Below are 15,736 nucleotides of genomic sequence, written 5' to 3'. Positions count from 1 at the left end.
CACAGATCACCGATAACCTCCTCGCATGCCCTACCTGCTGCGAGTCGAGCTCCCGGACGTGCCCGGGTCGCTGGGTCGCGTCGCGAGCGCGATCGGTGAGGCCGGCGGCGACATCGAGGCCATCGAGATCGTGGAGAAGCGCGACGGGTTCGCCGTCGACGACGTGCTCCTCGAGATGGTCCCGGGCGTCATGCCCGACTCGGTCGTCTCCGCCTGCAGCGTGCTCGACGGGGTCAGCGTGCTGTGGATCAACCGCTACGCCGCCGGGGGCAACCTCTTCCTCGACCTCGAGGTCGTCGAAGCGCTCACCGAGGACCCCGCCTCGGCCCGCGACCGCCTCGTCGACCTCCTGCCGGTCGCCTTCCGCGTCGACTGGGCCGCCCGCGTCACGCCGGGCGCCGACGGGGTCGCCGCCACCGTCGTCCATGCGACCGACGCCGCGCCGTCGGCGTACGACATCCAGCGGATCGCCGCGCCCACCCGCCTCCCGGGCGACGAGGTCTACGTCGAGTGCGCCGCTCCCTTCGGCGACGACCTCGTGCTGCTCGGTCGCCGCGGCGGCCCGGAGTTCCTCGACTCCGAGCTCGCGCGTCTCGAGCACCTTGTCGGGCTCGCGATGACCATCAGCCACTGACGCTGCCGCTCCCGCCGCCCCGACCGAGCGGTGAGTGAGACACGTTCCAGGCCCGACCTGCGTCACTCACCGCTCAAGGGCGCGATCCGGGGGCTCAGGCGACCGACTTGATGCGCGTGACGAAGACCGAGCCGAGGACGCAGAGCACGAAGCCGACGAAGTAGACGACGCCGTAGCCGAGCGACCAGGCCTCCCCCTGCGTGGCGACGGAGCCGCCGAGCTCGCGTACGACGACGAGGATGAGGCCGGCGATGGCGGGGGCGAGCACCTGTGGCAGGGCGGAGGCGATGTTGATGACGCCGAGGTCCTTGGCCCGGTCACCGGCCCCGGGCAGGACCTGCGTGATGAGCGCGAAGTCGACGGCCTGGTAGACGCCGAACCCCGCACCGAGCACCACGGCGGCCAGCAGCGCGCCCGGCCAGTCCTGCCACAACCCGAGGACGAGCGAGCTCGCCCCGATCAGCACCCCGGACCAGATCACGAAGACCTTGCGCCGGCCCACGCGGTCGCTCCAGTGCCCGACCACGACGGTCGTGGCGACGGTGCACGCGCCGTAGATGAGGACGAGCGTCCCCAGCTTCGCGGTGGCGTCGTCGTCGCCGAAGCCGAGCCCGTCGGTGAGGAAGTAGTAGAGGTAGTTGAGCGCGATCCAGTTGCCCAGGTTGACCAGCAGCCGGGTGAGCCAGGCCCAGGCGAAGTCGGGGTGCTCGCGCGGCGAGACCCAGAACGATCGGAGCAGCCGCCGCCAGTCCGTCGGCTCCAGCGGGTGGTCGGGTGGCAGCGCGAGGTCCCGCGAGCCGACGAGGTACGGCACCGAGAGCAGCAGCATCACGACCGCGATCACGAGGTAGCCCTGCGCGATCGAACCGGTCACCTCCGCGATCTTGATGCCGAGCAGCACGCCGACGGTGCCGGCGATGGCGACGAGCCCGCCGATGAGGCCCCGCCGCTCGACGGGGACCTGGTCGGGCACGGCCGCGACGCCGCCGGCCCACGCCGCGTTGAGCGCGAGCTGGACCAGGCACCAGGCCAGCACCATCAGGGCGGCGCTCTCGGCGACGGACAGCAGCAGCAGCGAGGCGGCGCCGAGCACCACGCCACCCAGCACCCACGGCACGCGGCGGCCCAGGCGCGAGCGCGTACGGTCGCTGAAGGCGCCCCACACCGGGTTGGCGAACAGCGACACCGCGGCACCGCTGAAGAGGACGACGGCGAGCAGCGCCTCCTTGCTCATCCCGCCGGGCTCGGCGGCCGCGATCCGGTCGGCCTGCTGGGCCAGGAGGACCTGGATCGGCCCGAACCACCCGGCCATCACGCCGAGGTTCAGCAGCACCAGTGCGCCGACCCAGCGTGCCGGCGGGTTGTCGACGGGCTCGTCGAACGCCGAACGGGTCGGCAGCGTGGTCGTCACGGCGTCATTGTGGGGGCCGGGACGTCCCGGCGGGAAGGGTGGCGTGACGGGGGCGCCGCCCGTGCGATCACGCCAGCGCGAGCGGGGGTACGTTCGACCCACCCGACGACAGGAGGTTGTGATGACGGACCAGGCAGGGAGCGACATCCCCGACGAGCTGGAGCAGGCGGCCGAGCCGTTCGAGCCCGAGGCGCCGGCCCACCTCGACCCGGACGCCGAGACGGTCGTGCACGACGAGGACCTCGACGAGGAGGCGGTCGTGGACGAGGAGGAGCCGGCGCTCGACGAGCCGGCGACCTGACGTCAGGCGCGCTCGAGGAGGAAGAGCGGGATCTCCCGGTCGGTCTTCTCCTGGTAGGAGGCGTACGTCGGCCAGGTCGCGACGGCGTGCTCCCACCAGTCGGCCCGCTCGTCGCCCTCGAGGATGCGGGCGGTGTAGACGTGCGCCTCCGCCCCGTCCTGCAGCTCGACCTCGGGGTGGGCGACGAAGTTGTAGTACCACTCCGGGTTGTCGGGCGCGCCGCCCTTCGAGGCGACCGCGAGGTAGGCCCCGTCGCGCTCGACCCGCATCACCGGGTTCTTGCGGAGGTTCCCGGACTTCGCGCCGACCGAGGTGATGACGACGATCGGGTAGCTCGTGTTGGGCAGCGTGTTGGCCTTCTCGCCGTCGCTGGCCTCGTACTCGGCCACCTGCTTGCGGACCCACTCGGCCTTGCTCGGGACGTACGTTCCAGTCAGTGCCATGCCGCCACAACACCACGGGCGGCGACGATCTTCCTCACCGCTCGGGGTAGTCCACCGGGAAACGGTCGTCGAGGGGCGGTCCGGGCGACCCGCCCGCCGCGCCGAGCGGGGTAGTCCAGTGAGTAGTGGCTGGCACCTCGGTAGTCCAGTGGGAAGTGGCTGGAAATGCGGCACAGGACGACCACACCCCACTGGACTACCTCCCACGGCAGCCAGAAGTCACTGGACTACCGCCCACGGCAGCCAGAGGTCACTGGACTACCCCGGCCCCCGGTGCGAGCCGACCGATAGCCTCCGGGCCATGAGCGAGCGCAGCGAGCGAATCATCCAACGCAGCGTGCCTGGTGCCTCATGCGCGCACGGAGCGAAGCGAGTACGTGCATGAGTGCGATCGAGGGCGTCAGCGAGATCTTCGACCCCGAGGCCTGGGACGTGGTGCCCGGCTTCGACGACCTCACGGACCTGACCTACCACCGCGCCCGTGAACACGGCACCGTCCGCATCGCGTTCGACCGGCCCGACGTTCTCAACGCGTTCCGCCCGCACACGGTCGACGAGCTGCTGCGCACCCTCGAGCACGCGCGTACGTCGGCCGACGTCGGCTGCGTCATCCTCACGGGCAACGGCCCGAGCGCGAAGAACGGCAAGTGGGCCTTCTGCACCGGCGGCGACCAGCGCATCCGCGGCCGGGCCGGCTACCAGTACGAGACCGACGGGCACACCGACGCGGGCGCCGAGCCCAACCCCATCGACAAGGCGAAGCTCGCCCGGCTCCACATCCTCGAGTGCCAGCGGCTGATCCGCTTCATGCCGAAGGTCGTCCTCTGCGTCGTTCCCGGCTGGGCGGCCGGCGGCGGCCACAGCCTGCACGTCGTCGCCGACCTCACCCTTGCCAGCCGCGAGCACGCCCGCTTCAAGCAGACCGATGCCGACGTCGGCTCCTTCGATGGCGGCTACGGCTCGGCCTACCTCGCGCGCCAGGTCGGGCAGAAGTTCGCCCGCGAGATCTTCTTCCTCGCCGACGAGTACGACGCCGAGGAGATGCACCGCATGGGCGCGGTCAACCGCGTCGTCGAGCACGCCGACCTCGAGAGGGTCGCCCTCGACTGGGGCCGGAAGATCAACGGCAAGTCTCCCACCGCGCAGCGGATGCTGAAGTACTCCTTCAACCTCCTCGACGACGGCCTCGTCGGCCAGCAGCTCTTCGCTGGCGAGACCACCCGCCTGGCCTACATGACCGACGAGGCGCAGGAAGGGCGCGACCAGTTCCTCGAGAAGCGTGAGGCGGACTGGTCGCCCTACCCCTGGTACTACTGACTTCGCGGCCGCCAGGCCGGCTACCAACGGTCGGCGGGGTCGGCGTCGTGCTGGTCGGTGACCTCGAGGAGGAGCTCGCCCGCCGCGTGTCGGTTTCCCGCGGTGCTGCCGGCCAGGAGCGCCTCCTCGCCCTGACCCGGCGTGAAGTCCGGCGGCACCACGAGCAGAGTCAGCCGTCGGCCATCGCTGAGCTCGGCGATCAGCACGTGCGTGTCGTCGCGTGGGAGCGCCTCTACCTCGACCACCCTCCCACCGGCCGTGAGCCTGCGAGGTGCTGTGTCCCAGTCGGGGCGCGAGTACACCGCCCGACTGATGCGCCCGTGGGTGGGCGGGAACTGGTGCACGAGGTCCGACATCTCGGACTCGAGGTCGCGGCTGTAGGGCCACCACGCACCGTCCAGCCGGTCCTGGCCGGGAGGGCGACCCAGCCGCAGGCGCAGCGGGCGATTGCTCTGGGGAGTGGAAACGATCTGCGGCGCGGTCATGGCGTCCGCCTCTCGACCGGCACTCGATGCCGAGGTGACGTCGATCGCATGGGTCCTGGGCTGGAACCCTACTACTCACGTCGACGGTCACGGGCCGATCGCGGTCAGGCCCGCTGCTGCACCTGACGCCAACGTCGCTGGTCGGTCTTCACCACCCGTGCTCCCGGAGAAGACACCGGCGGCGGCTCGAAGTGGATCCCTTCCAGTCGCGATCGGACAGGCGTACTGTCGAGAACGCCATCGGCGACACGACCAGACCGCGGTGTCCCGGTCTCAGCCGGCGGACCCATCGAGGCCATCGAGTTCACCGGGGTCCGAGGTAGGAGCGTGTCATGGCAGGCGCGGAGCGGAACTGGTCACACGGCACCACCCTCGAGGCCACCCCGATCAGCGCGGCCGGAGCCCGAGCCTTCGTCAGCCGTCATCTCGTCGACCATCGACTGACGCTCCTCGTCGAGCCGGTTCGTCTGGTGGTCAGCGAGCTCGCGACCAACGCGTTGGTCCACGGACAGACCCCGTTCGTCGTGACGCTGTCCCGGGAGGACGGCACGGTCCGCGTGGCGGTCAGTGACGACTCGGCCTGGATCACGGCCCATGACTCGGACCAGGCGCTGTCGGCGGGCGGTCGCGGCCTGGGCATCGTGAACGTGATCAGTCGTGACTGGGGGGTCATCACCGGCGTGAGATCGAAGACGGTGTGGGCCACCTTCGAGATCAGCACGGCGGGCACGTGATGACGTCGATCGACACGGGCGGCCTGTCCGCCGAGGTCCAGGCGATCCTGGCCGCCGGCGACGAGCGTGACGCAGCCGCCGATGCACGCGACGCAGCTGCTGACGAGCGGGACCGCGCGATCGACCTCGCAGAGATGCTCGACGCCGAGAGCAGCTACGGGGCTCAGTGGTCCCAGCGACGGGCGGCCGCTCTCGACCGCCGGCAGGCCCACGAGGACCGGGCAGCGTCCCGGAAGGACCGCTGGGCCCTGGCCCGGCGCCTGAACAGCCTGCCTCCCGGTAGGGGCTGAGGTGCCGGAGGACAGGGATCAGCTGGTCGCGAGGCTCGTGTTGTCGATCTCGGGGTAGTGCTTGCGGATGTTCACCTTGCGCTCGAGCTCGGCGATGATCGCGGGCGCGAAGTTGACCTCGTAGAGGCTGTGGGCGCTGCCGAGGCCGCCGGGGCTGAAGACGTTGATCTCCATCAGCTTGTCTCCCACGATGTCGAGCCCGACGAGGAACATCCCGTCCGCGACCAGCTTGGGGCGCACGACCTCGACCATCTCGAGCATCTCGTCGGTGACCTTGACCTTCTCGGCCTTGCCGCCGGCGGACATGTTGGAGCGGATGTCCTTCGTCGACGGCGTACGCCGGAACGCGGCGTACTCGCCGTCGACCATCAACGGCTCGCCGTTCATCACGAACATCCGCACATCGCCCTTGGCGGCCTCGGGGAGGTACTCCTGGGCGACGACGTAGCCGTCGCGCGAGATGGCCTCGATGATCTGCTTGAGGTTGGGCGCCTCCTTGCGGTCGACGAGGAAGACCCCGGCCCCGCCCGAGCCCTGGAGCGGCTTGAGGACGGCCTTGCCGCCGAGGTCGGTGATGAACTCCTCGATCATGTCCTCGTCGCGGGAGATGAGCGTGCGGGGTCGGACGATCTCCGGGAAGTGCTGGAAGTAGGCCTTCGACAGCGCGTTGGCCAGGCTGGTGGGGTCGTTGACGACGAGCACGCCGCTGGAGGCGATCAGCTGGCCGAAGGCGACGCCGGCGTTGTTGCGCCACGGGTCGGTCTCGGCGTCGTCGGCCGGGTCGTTGCGCAGCATGACCACGTCGAACTCGCTCATGCCGATGAGCTGCTCGACGTCGGGCTTCTGGACGTCCGACATGTGCCGCTCCAAGGAGCGGTAGGACTTCGCCTGACCCGCGCGGGCCTTGGTGCTCAGCGACCCGTCGGGCTCGTAGGCGAAGTCACCGATGCCCATGTACCAGGCCTCGTGCCCCATCTCCTTCGCAGCCAGGGCGAGGCGGTTGGTGGTGTACTCCGCCTTCTCCGTCTCGATGTCGTTGACGACGAATCCGATCTTCATGCGTGTCCCTCCAGGAGTGTGCTGAGGTCTTCGGTGCCGGCCGCGCGGGCGAGGTTGTCGTGAGCGGACGGGTCGTGCAGGTATCGGGGCAGGACGCGGGGCGGGCGCAGCAGCCCGCGCGCCTCGAGGTCGCCGATCAGGGGCAGGTCGCGCAGCGAGAACTTGCCGAGCCAGAGCTGGTCGAGCGAGCCGCCGGAGCCGAGGTGCTCGAGCAGCTCGACGAGCCCGCGCAGGTAGATCGCGTCCTTGGTCATGCCGCCGGAGCGGTAGACGCGCATGACGGTCGTCCATGCGCTGTGCTCGGGGAAGTCGTCGGCGACGAGCGCCTCGTGGGCCTCCGCGAACGTCGCTCCGGCGACGAGGCGGTGCACGGTCAGGACGCGGCTGGCGAGCTGGCGCAGGCGGAAGGCGGTGAGTCCGCCGCACGCGATCTCGGCGAGGACCGCCAGCCCCTCCTGCGTCTCGTCGTAGCCGGCGAGCCCGACGCCGAGCACCTTGATGGGCTGGTGGGTGCCGTTGGCCTGGGTGACGAGGTGGGTGCCCACCTCGTGGTGGAGCAGCGCCTGGGCGCGCGCCTGCTGGACCTTGGTCTCCGGGCCGATGAGCAGCACGTCGCCCGAGACCATGACGCCGTTGACGTCGGGACGGATCTCGGCGTGCATGTCGAGGTCGGGGTCCTCGTCGCGGTAGCGCGCGATCTCGGCCTCGGCGAGCTCGAGGAACGCCTCGGCGTCGAGCGCCTCCGTGGTCGGCTCGGTGCGGGTGATGTCGGCGAGCAGCGCCTCCGCCTGTCGGCGCAGCGACGGGGACACGCCGCCGTACAGCTCCACGCTCAGCGGCAGGAAGTCCTCGGTGTCGCGCGCCTCGAGCATGTCGAGCTGCAGCTCCATCTCGCGGTGCTTGGCGCGCAGCAGCTGGCCGAGGACGGGATCCTCGACCGTCCCGAGGTCGATGTCATCGAGCTCGGCGCGTACGACGGCGGGGTCGGTCTCGAGCTCGCGGTAGGTGAACGGCGGGTCGGGCTGGCGCCCCGTCAGGAAGTCGTCGCGCAGGTCGTCGGCGTCGACGGGGGTGACGTCGAGCAGGAAGCGGAAGCTCTGGGCGAGCAGCGACAGGCGGTGGTCCACGGCCAGGTCGGTGGCGCTGAGCTCCGCACCCCGCCCCGCCGGGCCGTCGCCGTCGGTCACCGCAGTCGCTCGAGCTCGTCGTGCAGGCCGGGGAGGGCCGCCGCCAGGCCGATCTGGGAGCGGCGGAAGCGGTCGGCGTGCAGCTCACCGGTCCACTCGTCCATGAAGGTCTTCTTGAACTCCAGCGCGAGCACGCATCCCACGCGCGGGTAGCGGTCGTGCACCCACCACGCGAGGTTGCGGCCCTCGAAGGCGACGTTCTCCCGCGCGTCGATCGGCCCACATCCGAGCGAGGCGTCACGCAGGTCGCCCATGAACCGCTCCACGAGCGGTCCGAAGACATCCTCCTCGACGCTGCCGGTGCCGACGTTGACCTCGGGGTTCTCCTCAGCGGGGGCCGGCGGCTCGTCGGCACCGTCGCGACGGTGGTTGTACGAGTGCACGTCGAGCAGCACGAACGGGCCCCGCTCGGCCAGCGCGTCGAGCCGCGGCGCGAGGGCGTCGTAGAACGCGTCGTAGGTCTCGAGGCTGCCCGTGAACAGGTCGTCGGACAGCTCGCCGTCGCGCCAGACGTCGAGCCCCCAGCAGTCGTCGGGCTTGCGGTAGACCGCCTCGCGGCGCGGACGGTTGAGGTCGGCCTCGAAGCGCGATCGCGACGTCACGACGTGGTCCGGGACGACAGCGGCGAGCCGGTCGGTGAACGGGTCCTCCTCGCGGAAGCGTTCGGCCCGGTCGAGCACCATCGCCTCCGCGATCTCCGGCCGCAGCTCGTGCCCGGCGTGCACCGCGGTCGCCACGACCGGGCTGTCCCACTCTCCGACGAACGCCACAGCGTCCGACGTCCCTCCCAAGTCCGTCATGGCCGCCTGTCTACCGGAGTCCGGGCACCCACCTCCACCCGACGCACCCCTGGGGGTGACGGGCTGGTAGGAGTGGAACATGCGGATCGTCGTGCTGACCGGTGCCGGCATCTCGGCCGAGAGCGGACTCACCACGTTCCGCGACTCCGGTGGGCTGTGGGAGGGCCACGACCCCATGCAGGTCGCGACCCCGGAGGCGTACGCCGACGACCCCGGTCTCGTGCAGCACTTCTACGACGCGCGGCGGGCCGCCCTGTCGCAGGTCGAGCCGAACGCCGCGCACCACGCCCTCGTACGCCTCGAGGACGCACTCGGCGACGACCTGCTGGTCGTCACCCAGAACGTCGACGACCTCCACGAGCGGGCCGGCTCCCGGCGCGTGCACCACATCCATGGCCGGCTGCGGTCGGCGTGGTGCACCCGCTGCGACGAGCGGCACGACTGGCAGGGGCCCCTGGCCGACGGGCCGGCCTGCCCCTCATGCGGGGCATCCGGCCTGCGGCCCGACATCGTGTGGTTCGGCGAGATCCCCTACGGCATGGACCTCGTCGAGCAGGCGCTGGACGCGTGCGACCTCTTCGTGTCGATCGGCACCTCGGGCGTCGTGTACCCAGCGGCCGCGTTCGTCCACTGGGCCCGCGGGGCCACCCTGGAGCTCAACCTGGAGCCCAGCGCCGGCGCGACCGACTTCGCCGAGTCCCGCCGAGGGCCGGCCACCCACCTCGTCCCCGCATGGGTGGAAGAGCTGCTCGCCTGACTTGTCCGTTCGTCTGCGCCGCGCCGCGGACCGTGGTGTGATCGTGCGGCGCAGGACGAAGGGGACCTCATGCGAACGATCCGGTGCGTGGCCGTGTCGGTCGCGCTGACCGTGGCAGCCAGCGGCTGCAGCGTGTACGACGACCTCACCACGAGCGACTTCGCCAAGCAAAGCGGCGAGTCGATCATCGCCGCCGCCAGTGCGGCGATGCAGGACGTGACGAGCATGCGGCTCACCGGTCAGGTCAGGCAGGCCGGCGAACAGCTCTTCGTCGACGTCAGCGTGGATCGTGACAATCGCTGCACCGGCACCGTCAGGATCTCAGGGAGTCACCTCGACGTCCGCAGGATCGGCGCCCGCGCCTGGGTCAAGGGTGAGTCCGGTGCCTTCAAGCGCCTGGGCGGGAGCGCACTGCCCGCCAGGACGCTCGACCGCCTGAGCAGGTCCTGGCTTCCGATCGAGCGCAAGGCCGTCCGGTCGCTCTGCGACTTCGAGGAGCTGCTCGAGGCGTTCGAGGTCGTCGCGTTCGACGAGAGACCGGACGACTGGGACAGCGCTGCTGCCACCGTCGGCGACGAGAGCAGCATCGACGGCCACCCAGTAGTCCAGCTGACCGCCTCCCCCGGGGGCGGGCACGACGAGATGGTCTGGGTCCGGAGCGAGTCACCCCACCACGTCGTCAGGATCGAGTCCACGGCCACCCGGGACGGTGGCACGATCGCCCTCACGGAGTTCGGCGACGACGTCGACGTCGAGGCGCCGGCCCGGAAGGACATCCTGCGCCCCTGACGGCTCAGGCCGTCGGCGCGGTCTGGGGGGCGAGTGGTCGGAAGTGGAGGCGCACGCGGGTGCCGCGGCCGAGGGTCGACTCGACCTCGACGCGGCCGCCGTGGCGGTGCATGATCTCCCGCACGATGCCGAGACCGAGGCCGGTCCCGGGACGCATCAGCGCCTCCTCGTTGGTCGAGCGGAAGAGGGGGGCGAAGAGGTTGGCCTGGTCGGCCTCCGAGATCCCGATGCCCTCGTCCTTGCAGACGAACGACAGGCCGCCGTCGGGTCGGTGCTCCACGCCGATCCACACCTCGTGACCCGCGTCGGAGTACTTCACGGCGTTGTCGACCAGGTTGGAGACGGCGCTCGCGATCTCGCGCGGGTCGCCCTGCACGACGGCCTCGTCGACGTCGCCGACGAGGTGGAGCGTGATGCCCGCGCGCTCGGCCACGGCGGCCATGGCGACCATCGTCTCCTCGACGACGCGGACCAGGTCGACGTGCTGCATGGCCGGCGGCTGCTGCGGGTCGCTGACCTGCGACAGCATGGAGAGTCCCTGCAGCAGGTCGCCCAGCCGCTCGCTGGCGCGCTGGATGGCCTGCGCGCGACGTCGGTCCGAGTCGGCGATGACCTCGCTCGAGGCCAGGAACTCGGCATTCGCGGCGATGACCGTCATCGGGTTGTTGATCTCGTGGGTCAGCTCGCGCAGGAACCAGTGGCGCGCCACCTCGAGCTCACGCAGCTCCTCGAGGAGGCGGCGCTCGCGCTGGGTGGCGTGCGCGTTGGCGATCGCACGTCCGAGGTCGTGGCCGAGCTCCAGCGCGGCGACGCCCTCGCCGTCGGTCCAGCGCCGCGATCCGGTGCGGCGGGCGCACATCAGCATGCCGAGCACCTCGTCGTCGACGCCGACGGGCGCGACGACGACGGCCTCGAAGCCGGCGACCTCGAGCGCGGAGGTGAACCAGTCGGCGTACGCCTCGAGCTCGGGGTCGCCCCACACGTGCCCCGGCTCGATGATCAGCACGCGCTGGTGCGTCCACGCGCGGGCGGCTGCCGCCTCCAGCGCGCGCCGCACGTCGGACGCCATCTCCAGGCCCAGGCTGTCGGGGGTGTCGGCGTCCTCGTCGATGAAGACGCGGATCTCCAGCTCGTCGACCGACAGCGCCCCGAGCAGGGTCGAGCGGGCCTCGCGGACGAGGTGCGCCACGTCGTGGCGCGCCGGGTTGGACCGGGCCAGCCGGCGGGTGGCCCGGATCAACCGCATGTGGTCGGCGTACTCCTCGCGCTCCACGAGCGTGACGACCGAGAGCAGGACGGTCTCGAGCTCGTCGCTGACCGCGAGCAGCCGGGCCTTGTCGGGTCGCGCGAGGTCGGTCGGCACGTCGAGGTAGAGCAGGGCGCGCAGGTCGCCGCGCTCGTCGGCGATCCGGGCGACGAGCATGTCCATCGGGTGCCACTCGCCGGGCGCGCCGGTGGCGGCGCTCTCGGGGACCACGACGACGCCGTCGATGCGCTCGCGGATCTCCTCGGAGAGGTTCTCGTACGGGATCCAGAGGAAGTGCCCGTGCTGCTCGCCCTCGGCGAAGACGAGCTGCATGTCGGCGAGGCGCGACGCCGTGCCGAGGCGTTCCTCGGCGCTGGCCACGTCGCCGTGGATCGCCACGAACTCGAGCAGGCCCTTGGGCCGGACCACCTCGATGGCGCAGACACGGAAGCCTGACCGGGAGGCGGCCTCGCGGGCCAGGGCGTGCATGAGCGCGCGAGCCCGCTGGTCACCCCAGCTGAGGTCGCGTGTCCTGCGCTCCCCTGTTCGGCCCTGCTCCATGGTGCACTGCCCCTCCCCACCCCACAGGGATCGTAGGCGGGCGGTGCGATGGCCCGGGCCGTTTTTGCAGGTTGTGCCGTCTGCTGTGGCTCAGCTGTTGCCCGCGGCCGGCAGCCAGACGGTGAACGTGGTCCCCTCGCCGAGGGTCGAGGTGACCTCGACCGCCCCGCCGTGGCCGGCCACGACGCGCTCCATGATCGCCAGGCCGAGCCCGGTGCCCGGACGTCTGCGCGCCTCAGGACTGCTCGAGCGGAAGAAGGGGGTGAACACCTTGTCCAGCTCCGCGTCGGCGATGCCGATGCCGGTGTCGGCGCAGGTGACGAGGACGCCGTCGACCCCGTCCCGCGACCGGGCCGAGGCCTCCACCGACACCCGGCCGCCCTCGGGCGTGTACTTGACGCCGTTGGAGAGCAGGTTGGCGACCATCCGCTCCAGCCCGGCCGCCTCGCCGGTGACCACGAGGTGGTCCGCCACCGTCGCGTCGAGCGCCACCCCTGCGCGCGACGCCGTCGGCGCGAGGAACTCGTAGGTGTCCCTGACCAGGGTGGACAGGTCGACCTCGCCCGACGGCGCGCCCCGTTCGGGGTCGCTGACCGAGGCGAGGGTCATCAGGTCCGCCACCATGTCCTCGATGCGTCGCGCCGCGCGCTCGAGCGCCTCGAAGGAGTGGCGCGCCTCGTCGGAGTGTGGCTCGAGGCCGAGCAGCTCGAGGTGGGAGAAGAGGACGCTCACCGGGTTGCGCAGCTCGTGGGCGAGGGTCAGGACCATGTCGCGCCGGTAGTCGCTGACGTCGCGGAGCTCGGCGTTGAGCGCCCGCTCGCGCTCCCTCACCCGCGCCTCGAGCAGCAGCCGGGCCAGGTCCGAGGCCACGGTGGTGGCCGCGTTGATCTCGGAGGCGTTCCAGCGTGGCGCGTCGGTCGCGCGACCCATGGAGAGCGTGCCGAGGTACTCCTCACCGGCGCCGATCGGCACCAGCAGCCCCGACCCCAGGCCGTGCGTGTCGAGGAGGCGGGTGAGCGAGTGCGGGGTCTCGATCGACTCCTCCTGCATGCTCCACGTGCGCTGCCGCTCCACGACCACGTGCCCGCGCCGCTCCCACTGCCCGCGCATCAGCTCCGCCACGTGGAGCCGGTCCTGCTCGATGCCGGGGACGTCGGCGCCGGTCACGATCACGTCGACGGTCGCCACGTCCATCGCCTCGACCATCGCGCGCGACAGCTCGCTCAGCAGGTCCTGGACACCGAGCCCCGGTCGTACGCTCTCGATGGCGCGCCGCGCCTGGGTGACCATGCGGACCTGCTCGCCGTAGAGCTCGCGCTCGACGATGCTGATCACCGCCTCGAACAGCACCCCCGCCTCGGCGTTGATCGCTGCCACGGTCTCCGCCGTCGGGCGCAGGCCGGAGCACGGCTCGTCGAGGTAGAGCAGCCCGCGCAGCTCGCCGTCCTCGTTCTCGAGCAGGCGCACCAGCTGGTCGTCCGGGTCCCACCCGTTGGGCAGACCGGATGCGGGCACGTCCGGCTTGTGGCCGTACTCGTCGAGCCAGGCCCGCGTCTCGTCGTCGAGCCGCTCGCTGGGGATGTGCTGCCAACCCTCCATCTCGACGCCGAGGTGGTGGATGTGGTTGAGCTCGAGCGGCGAGGCCTTGCCGAGCATCTTGGCGCGGGCGGCGTCGTCACCGGCGATCGCGACGAACTCGAGGTAGCCGTCGGAGCGCAGTGCCTCGATGGCGACCACCTTGTGGTGGGTCCGCTTGGCGACGTCCTCGGCGACCGCGTGCAGCACCGCGCGCTGGGCCTCGTTGCCCCACGCCCGTCCCCGCGGGCGTACCCACAGCCCGTCGTCGTCCATCACCGCTCCCACCAACCGTCCCGAGCCCGACGCCCGTGACGTTACGCCTGATCCGGCCCTTCCGGACCTACTTCCGCTGGATGGGCGCGGCTTGGTGACTCGCGGGTAACATAGCGGCCATGAAGCGTGAGATCTACGACGAGGACCACGAGGCCTTCCGCGCCTCGGTCAAGCAGTTCCTGGACCGCGAGGTCGCCCCGCACCTCGAGACGTACGCCGACCAGCACGGCCTCGACCGCGACTTCTGGCTCGCGGCCGGCAAGCAGGGCTTCCTCGGCCTCGAGATCCCCGAGGAGCACGGCGGCTCCGAGGCCGGCGACTACCGGTTCAACGCCGTCCTCACCGAGGAGCTCGCGAAGGTCAACATGACCCTCCCGAGCTGCGTCGGCATCCACGCCGACATCACCGTGCCCTACCTGGTGCACCTGACCAACGACGAGCAGAAGGCGCGCTGGCTGCCCGGCTGCGCCACCGGCGAGATCGTCACCGCCATCGGCATGACCGAGCCCGGCGGCGGCTCGGACCTGGCCAACCTCAAGACGACCGCGGTGCGCGACGGTGACGACTGGGTGATCAACGGGTCCAAGACCTTCATCACCAACGGCGGCTCCGCCGACATCGTGCTCGTCGCGGCCCGCACCAGCCCGGAGAAGAAGGCCAAGGGGATCTCCCTCTTCGCCGTCGACACCACCCTCGACGGCTTCAGCGTCGGCCGGGTGCTCGACAAGGTCGGCCAGGACGAGTCCGACACCGCCGAGCTCTCCTTCGAGGACGTGCGGGTCAGCAACGACGACCTGGTCGGCCCGCTCGACACGGGCTTCATCTCGATGATGCAGTTCCTGCCCCAGGAGCGCCTCGGCTCGGCGATCACCAACCTGGCCCACGCCAAGCAGATCCTCGAGGAGACGGTCCAGTACGCCAAGGACCGCCAGGCCTTCGGCCAGCCCATCGGAGCCTTCCAGAACACCCAGTTCCTCCTCGCCGACCTCGTGACGCGCGTCGACGTCACGCAGGCGTTCGTCGACCAGTGCGTCGTCGCCCACACCAAGAAGGAGCTGACGCCCGTCGACGCGGCCAAGGCCAAGTGGTGGACCTCGCAGGTCCAGAACGACGTCCTCGACCACTGCGTCCAGGTCCACGGCGGCTACGGCTACATGAACGAGTACCGCGTGGCCCGCGCCTGGCGCGACGCCCGGGTGACCAAGATCTGGGCGGGGTCCAACGAGATCATGAAAATGCTGATCGGGCGCGACCTGGGCCTGTGACCGTGGCGGTCACACTGGGCGCATGACGCGGATGTTCGTGGCGGCGGTGCCCCCGGAGGACGTGGTCGCCCACCTCGACGATTTCCTGGCGGTGCGCCGCGATGCCGCGGCGTACCGCTGGACCGTGCCGGACCAGTGGCACCTCACGCTGGCCTTCGCCGAGGACGTCCCCGACCGGTCCCTCGACGACCTGGCCGACCGGCTCGAGCGCGCGGCCCGCAAGCGCCGGCCGGTGCGGCTGCGACTGGCCGGCGGCGGCGCCTTCCCCCATCCCGACCGCGCCCGGGTGCTCTTCGCCCGGCTCGACGCCGACGAGGCCGGCCGCACCGAGCTGGACCGGCTGGCGACCGGCTGCCGCGCCGCGCTGTCGAAGGCCGGGGCACGCACCGACGGGCAGCGCTTCCGCGCGCACCTCACGCTGGCCCGGCTCGGGACCCCGGACAACGTCACGTCGTGGGTGCGGCTGCTCGACGGCTACGAGGGACCGGAGTGGGAGCTGGACGAGGTGGCGCTGGTGGCGTCGTACCTCGGCGAGGGTCCGCGCCGCCGCCCGCGCCACGAGGTCGTCGAGACGTACGCCCTCGGCTGATCGCGGCGCGGGCAGGC

17 protein-coding genes are annotated in these 15,736 nt (G+C 71.2%); 9 read left to right on the top strand and 8 right to left on the bottom strand.

Features of this window, described 5'->3' with window-relative positions:
• The first annotated feature begins 25 nt into the window (after positions 1-25).
• The gene (locus HOO61_RS05520) at positions 26-634 is read left to right on the top strand and encodes an ACT domain-containing protein (RefSeq protein WP_172257592.1); all 609 of its coding nucleotides are present in this window, start codon (positions 26-28) and stop codon (positions 632-634) included.
• 94 nt (positions 635-728) lie between these two features.
• Here HOO61_RS05520 and HOO61_RS05515 read toward each other — a convergent pair whose 3' ends face one another.
• Positions 729-2,045 (bottom strand): MFS transporter, encoded by a 1,317-nt coding sequence (locus tag HOO61_RS05515; RefSeq protein ID WP_367650038.1) that lies wholly within the window; start codon positions 2,043-2,045, stop codon positions 729-731.
• Between the two features lie 121 nt (positions 2,046-2,166).
• On the opposite strand from HOO61_RS05515, the gene HOO61_RS05510 reads away from it, so the two are divergent.
• On the top strand, positions 2,167-2,346 hold the full coding sequence (locus tag HOO61_RS05510) for a hypothetical protein (RefSeq protein ID WP_172257588.1): 180 nt from the start codon (positions 2,167-2,169) through the stop codon (positions 2,344-2,346).
• A gap of 2 nt (positions 2,347-2,348) precedes the next feature.
• Here the strand turns inward: HOO61_RS05510 and HOO61_RS05505 are convergent, their stop codons facing one another.
• On the bottom strand, positions 2,349-2,789 hold the full coding sequence (locus HOO61_RS05505; protein WP_172257586.1) for a nitroreductase family deazaflavin-dependent oxidoreductase: 441 nt from the start codon (positions 2,787-2,789) through the stop codon (positions 2,349-2,351).
• 381 nt (positions 2,790-3,170) lie between these two features.
• Here HOO61_RS05505 and HOO61_RS05500 point away from each other — a divergent pair, with 381 nt between their 5' ends.
• The gene (locus tag HOO61_RS05500; RefSeq protein WP_172257584.1) at positions 3,171-4,106 is read left to right on the top strand and encodes a 1,4-dihydroxy-2-naphthoyl-CoA synthase; all 936 of its coding nucleotides are present in this window, start codon (positions 3,171-3,173) and stop codon (positions 4,104-4,106) included.
• Between the two features lie 20 nt (positions 4,107-4,126).
• On the opposite strand, the gene HOO61_RS05495 is transcribed toward HOO61_RS05500, so the two are convergent.
• A complete protein-coding gene (locus HOO61_RS05495; protein ID WP_172257582.1) occupies positions 4,127-4,591 on the bottom strand; it encodes a DUF5994 family protein in 465 nt (154 codons plus the stop codon).
• Between the two features lie 332 nt (positions 4,592-4,923).
• On the opposite strand from HOO61_RS05495, the gene HOO61_RS05490 reads away from it, so the two are divergent.
• Both HOO61_RS05490 and HOO61_RS05485 read left to right on the top strand, forming a co-directional pair.
• Positions 4,924-5,325 carry an ATP-binding protein gene (locus HOO61_RS05490; protein ID WP_172257580.1) on the top strand — a complete coding sequence of 134 codons (402 nt, stop codon included), beginning with the start codon at positions 4,924-4,926 and terminating at the stop codon, positions 5,323-5,325.
• Positions 5,325-5,615: a hypothetical protein gene (locus tag HOO61_RS05485; protein ID WP_172257578.1), complete on the top strand. Its 291-nt coding sequence runs from the start codon at positions 5,325-5,327 to the stop codon at positions 5,613-5,615. Before HOO61_RS05490 ends, HOO61_RS05485 begins: the two co-directional genes overlap by 1 nt.
• 18 nt (positions 5,616-5,633) lie before the next feature.
• On the opposite strand, the gene HOO61_RS05480 is transcribed toward HOO61_RS05485, so the two are convergent.
• From HOO61_RS05480 to HOO61_RS05470, 3 genes are read right to left on the bottom strand one after another with little or no spacing between them, the layout of a single operon-like run.
• Positions 5,634-6,674, bottom strand: a complete 1,041-nt coding sequence (locus tag HOO61_RS05480; RefSeq protein ID WP_172257576.1) for a glutathione synthetase — start codon at positions 6,672-6,674, stop codon at positions 5,634-5,636.
• The gene (locus tag HOO61_RS05475; RefSeq protein WP_172257574.1) at positions 6,671-7,861 is read right to left on the bottom strand and encodes a tyrosine/phenylalanine carboxypeptidase domain-containing protein; all 1,191 of its coding nucleotides are present in this window, start codon (positions 7,859-7,861) and stop codon (positions 6,671-6,673) included. The genes HOO61_RS05480 and HOO61_RS05475 overlap by 4 nt, the downstream gene beginning before the upstream one ends.
• Complete coding sequence (locus HOO61_RS05470) at positions 7,858-8,661, bottom strand: N-formylglutamate amidohydrolase (RefSeq protein ID WP_216658553.1); 804 nt, start codon at positions 8,659-8,661, stop codon at positions 7,858-7,860. The genes HOO61_RS05475 and HOO61_RS05470 overlap by 4 nt, the downstream gene beginning before the upstream one ends.
• A gap of 79 nt (positions 8,662-8,740) precedes the next feature.
• Between HOO61_RS05470 and HOO61_RS05465 the strand changes: the two genes are divergently transcribed.
• Both HOO61_RS05465 and HOO61_RS05460 read left to right on the top strand, forming a co-directional pair.
• Positions 8,741-9,418: an NAD-dependent deacylase gene (locus HOO61_RS05465; RefSeq protein ID WP_172257572.1), complete on the top strand. Its 678-nt coding sequence runs from the start codon at positions 8,741-8,743 to the stop codon at positions 9,416-9,418.
• A gap of 69 nt (positions 9,419-9,487) precedes the next feature.
• Complete coding sequence (locus tag HOO61_RS05460) at positions 9,488-10,207, top strand: hypothetical protein (protein ID WP_172257570.1); 720 nt, start codon at positions 9,488-9,490, stop codon at positions 10,205-10,207.
• A 4-nt stretch (positions 10,208-10,211) separates the two neighbouring features.
• On the opposite strand, the gene HOO61_RS05455 is transcribed toward HOO61_RS05460, so the two are convergent.
• On the bottom strand, positions 10,212-12,014 hold the full coding sequence (locus HOO61_RS05455) for a HAMP domain-containing sensor histidine kinase (protein ID WP_172257568.1): 1,803 nt from the start codon (positions 12,012-12,014) through the stop codon (positions 10,212-10,214).
• Positions 12,015-12,104: 90 nt separating this feature from the next.
• Positions 12,105-13,865, bottom strand: coding sequence for a cell wall metabolism sensor histidine kinase WalK (locus HOO61_RS05450; RefSeq protein ID WP_172257566.1), 1,761 nt, complete (start codon positions 13,863-13,865; stop codon positions 12,105-12,107).
• A 119-nt stretch (positions 13,866-13,984) separates the two neighbouring features.
• On the opposite strand from HOO61_RS05450, the gene HOO61_RS05445 reads away from it, so the two are divergent.
• Positions 13,985-15,130 carry an acyl-CoA dehydrogenase family protein gene (locus HOO61_RS05445; protein WP_172257564.1) on the top strand — a complete coding sequence of 382 codons (1,146 nt, stop codon included), beginning with the start codon at positions 13,985-13,987 and terminating at the stop codon, positions 15,128-15,130.
• Positions 15,131-15,152: 22 nt separating this feature from the next.
• On the top strand, positions 15,153-15,719 hold the full coding sequence (thpR, locus tag HOO61_RS05440; RefSeq protein WP_172257562.1) for an RNA 2',3'-cyclic phosphodiesterase: 567 nt from the start codon (positions 15,153-15,155) through the stop codon (positions 15,717-15,719).
• The last annotated feature ends 17 nt before the right edge of the window (positions 15,720-15,736 follow it).

This window comes from Nocardioides sp. zg-1230 (assembly GCF_013155335.1).
In the GTDB taxonomy this organism is placed as follows: domain Bacteria; phylum Actinomycetota; class Actinomycetes; order Propionibacteriales; family Nocardioidaceae; genus Nocardioides.
This window is presented reverse-complemented; position numbering and strand designations above follow the sequence as displayed.

What these genes read in the sequence shown, in the direction of transcription:
- HOO61_RS05455 (WP_172257568.1), bottom strand. Translation starts at nt 12,014, where the DNA reads ATGGAGCAGGGCCGAACAGGGGAGCGCAGGACACGCGACCTCAGCTGG.
- HOO61_RS05445 (WP_172257564.1), top strand. Translation starts at nt 13,985, where the DNA reads ATGAAGCGTGAGATCTACGACGAGGACCACGAGGCCTTCCGCGCCTCG.
- HOO61_RS05500 (WP_172257584.1), top strand. Translation starts at nt 3,171, where the DNA reads ATGAGTGCGATCGAGGGCGTCAGCGAGATCTTCGACCCCGAGGCCTGG.
- HOO61_RS05465 (WP_172257572.1), top strand. Translation starts at nt 8,741, where the DNA reads ATGCGGATCGTCGTGCTGACCGGTGCCGGCATCTCGGCCGAGAGCGGA.
- thpR (WP_172257562.1), top strand. Translation starts at nt 15,153, where the DNA reads ATGACGCGGATGTTCGTGGCGGCGGTGCCCCCGGAGGACGTGGTCGCC.
- HOO61_RS05495 (WP_172257582.1), bottom strand. Translation starts at nt 4,591, where the DNA reads ATGACCGCGCCGCAGATCGTTTCCACTCCCCAGAGCAATCGCCCGCTG.
- HOO61_RS05485 (WP_172257578.1), top strand. Translation starts at nt 5,325, where the DNA reads ATGACGTCGATCGACACGGGCGGCCTGTCCGCCGAGGTCCAGGCGATC.
- HOO61_RS05480 (WP_172257576.1), bottom strand. Translation starts at nt 6,674, where the DNA reads ATGAAGATCGGATTCGTCGTCAACGACATCGAGACGGAGAAGGCGGAG.
- HOO61_RS05450 (WP_172257566.1), bottom strand. Translation starts at nt 13,865, where the DNA reads ATGGACGACGACGGGCTGTGGGTACGCCCGCGGGGACGGGCGTGGGGC.
- HOO61_RS05460 (WP_172257570.1), top strand. Translation starts at nt 9,488, where the DNA reads ATGCGAACGATCCGGTGCGTGGCCGTGTCGGTCGCGCTGACCGTGGCA.
- HOO61_RS05520 (WP_172257592.1), top strand. Translation starts at nt 26, where the DNA reads ATGCCCTACCTGCTGCGAGTCGAGCTCCCGGACGTGCCCGGGTCGCTG.
- HOO61_RS05505 (WP_172257586.1), bottom strand. Translation starts at nt 2,789, where the DNA reads ATGGCACTGACTGGAACGTACGTCCCGAGCAAGGCCGAGTGGGTCCGC.
- HOO61_RS05490 (WP_172257580.1), top strand. Translation starts at nt 4,924, where the DNA reads ATGGCAGGCGCGGAGCGGAACTGGTCACACGGCACCACCCTCGAGGCC.
- HOO61_RS05510 (WP_172257588.1), top strand. Translation starts at nt 2,167, where the DNA reads ATGACGGACCAGGCAGGGAGCGACATCCCCGACGAGCTGGAGCAGGCG.
- HOO61_RS05470 (WP_216658553.1), bottom strand. Translation starts at nt 8,661, where the DNA reads ATGACGGACTTGGGAGGGACGTCGGACGCTGTGGCGTTCGTCGGAGAG.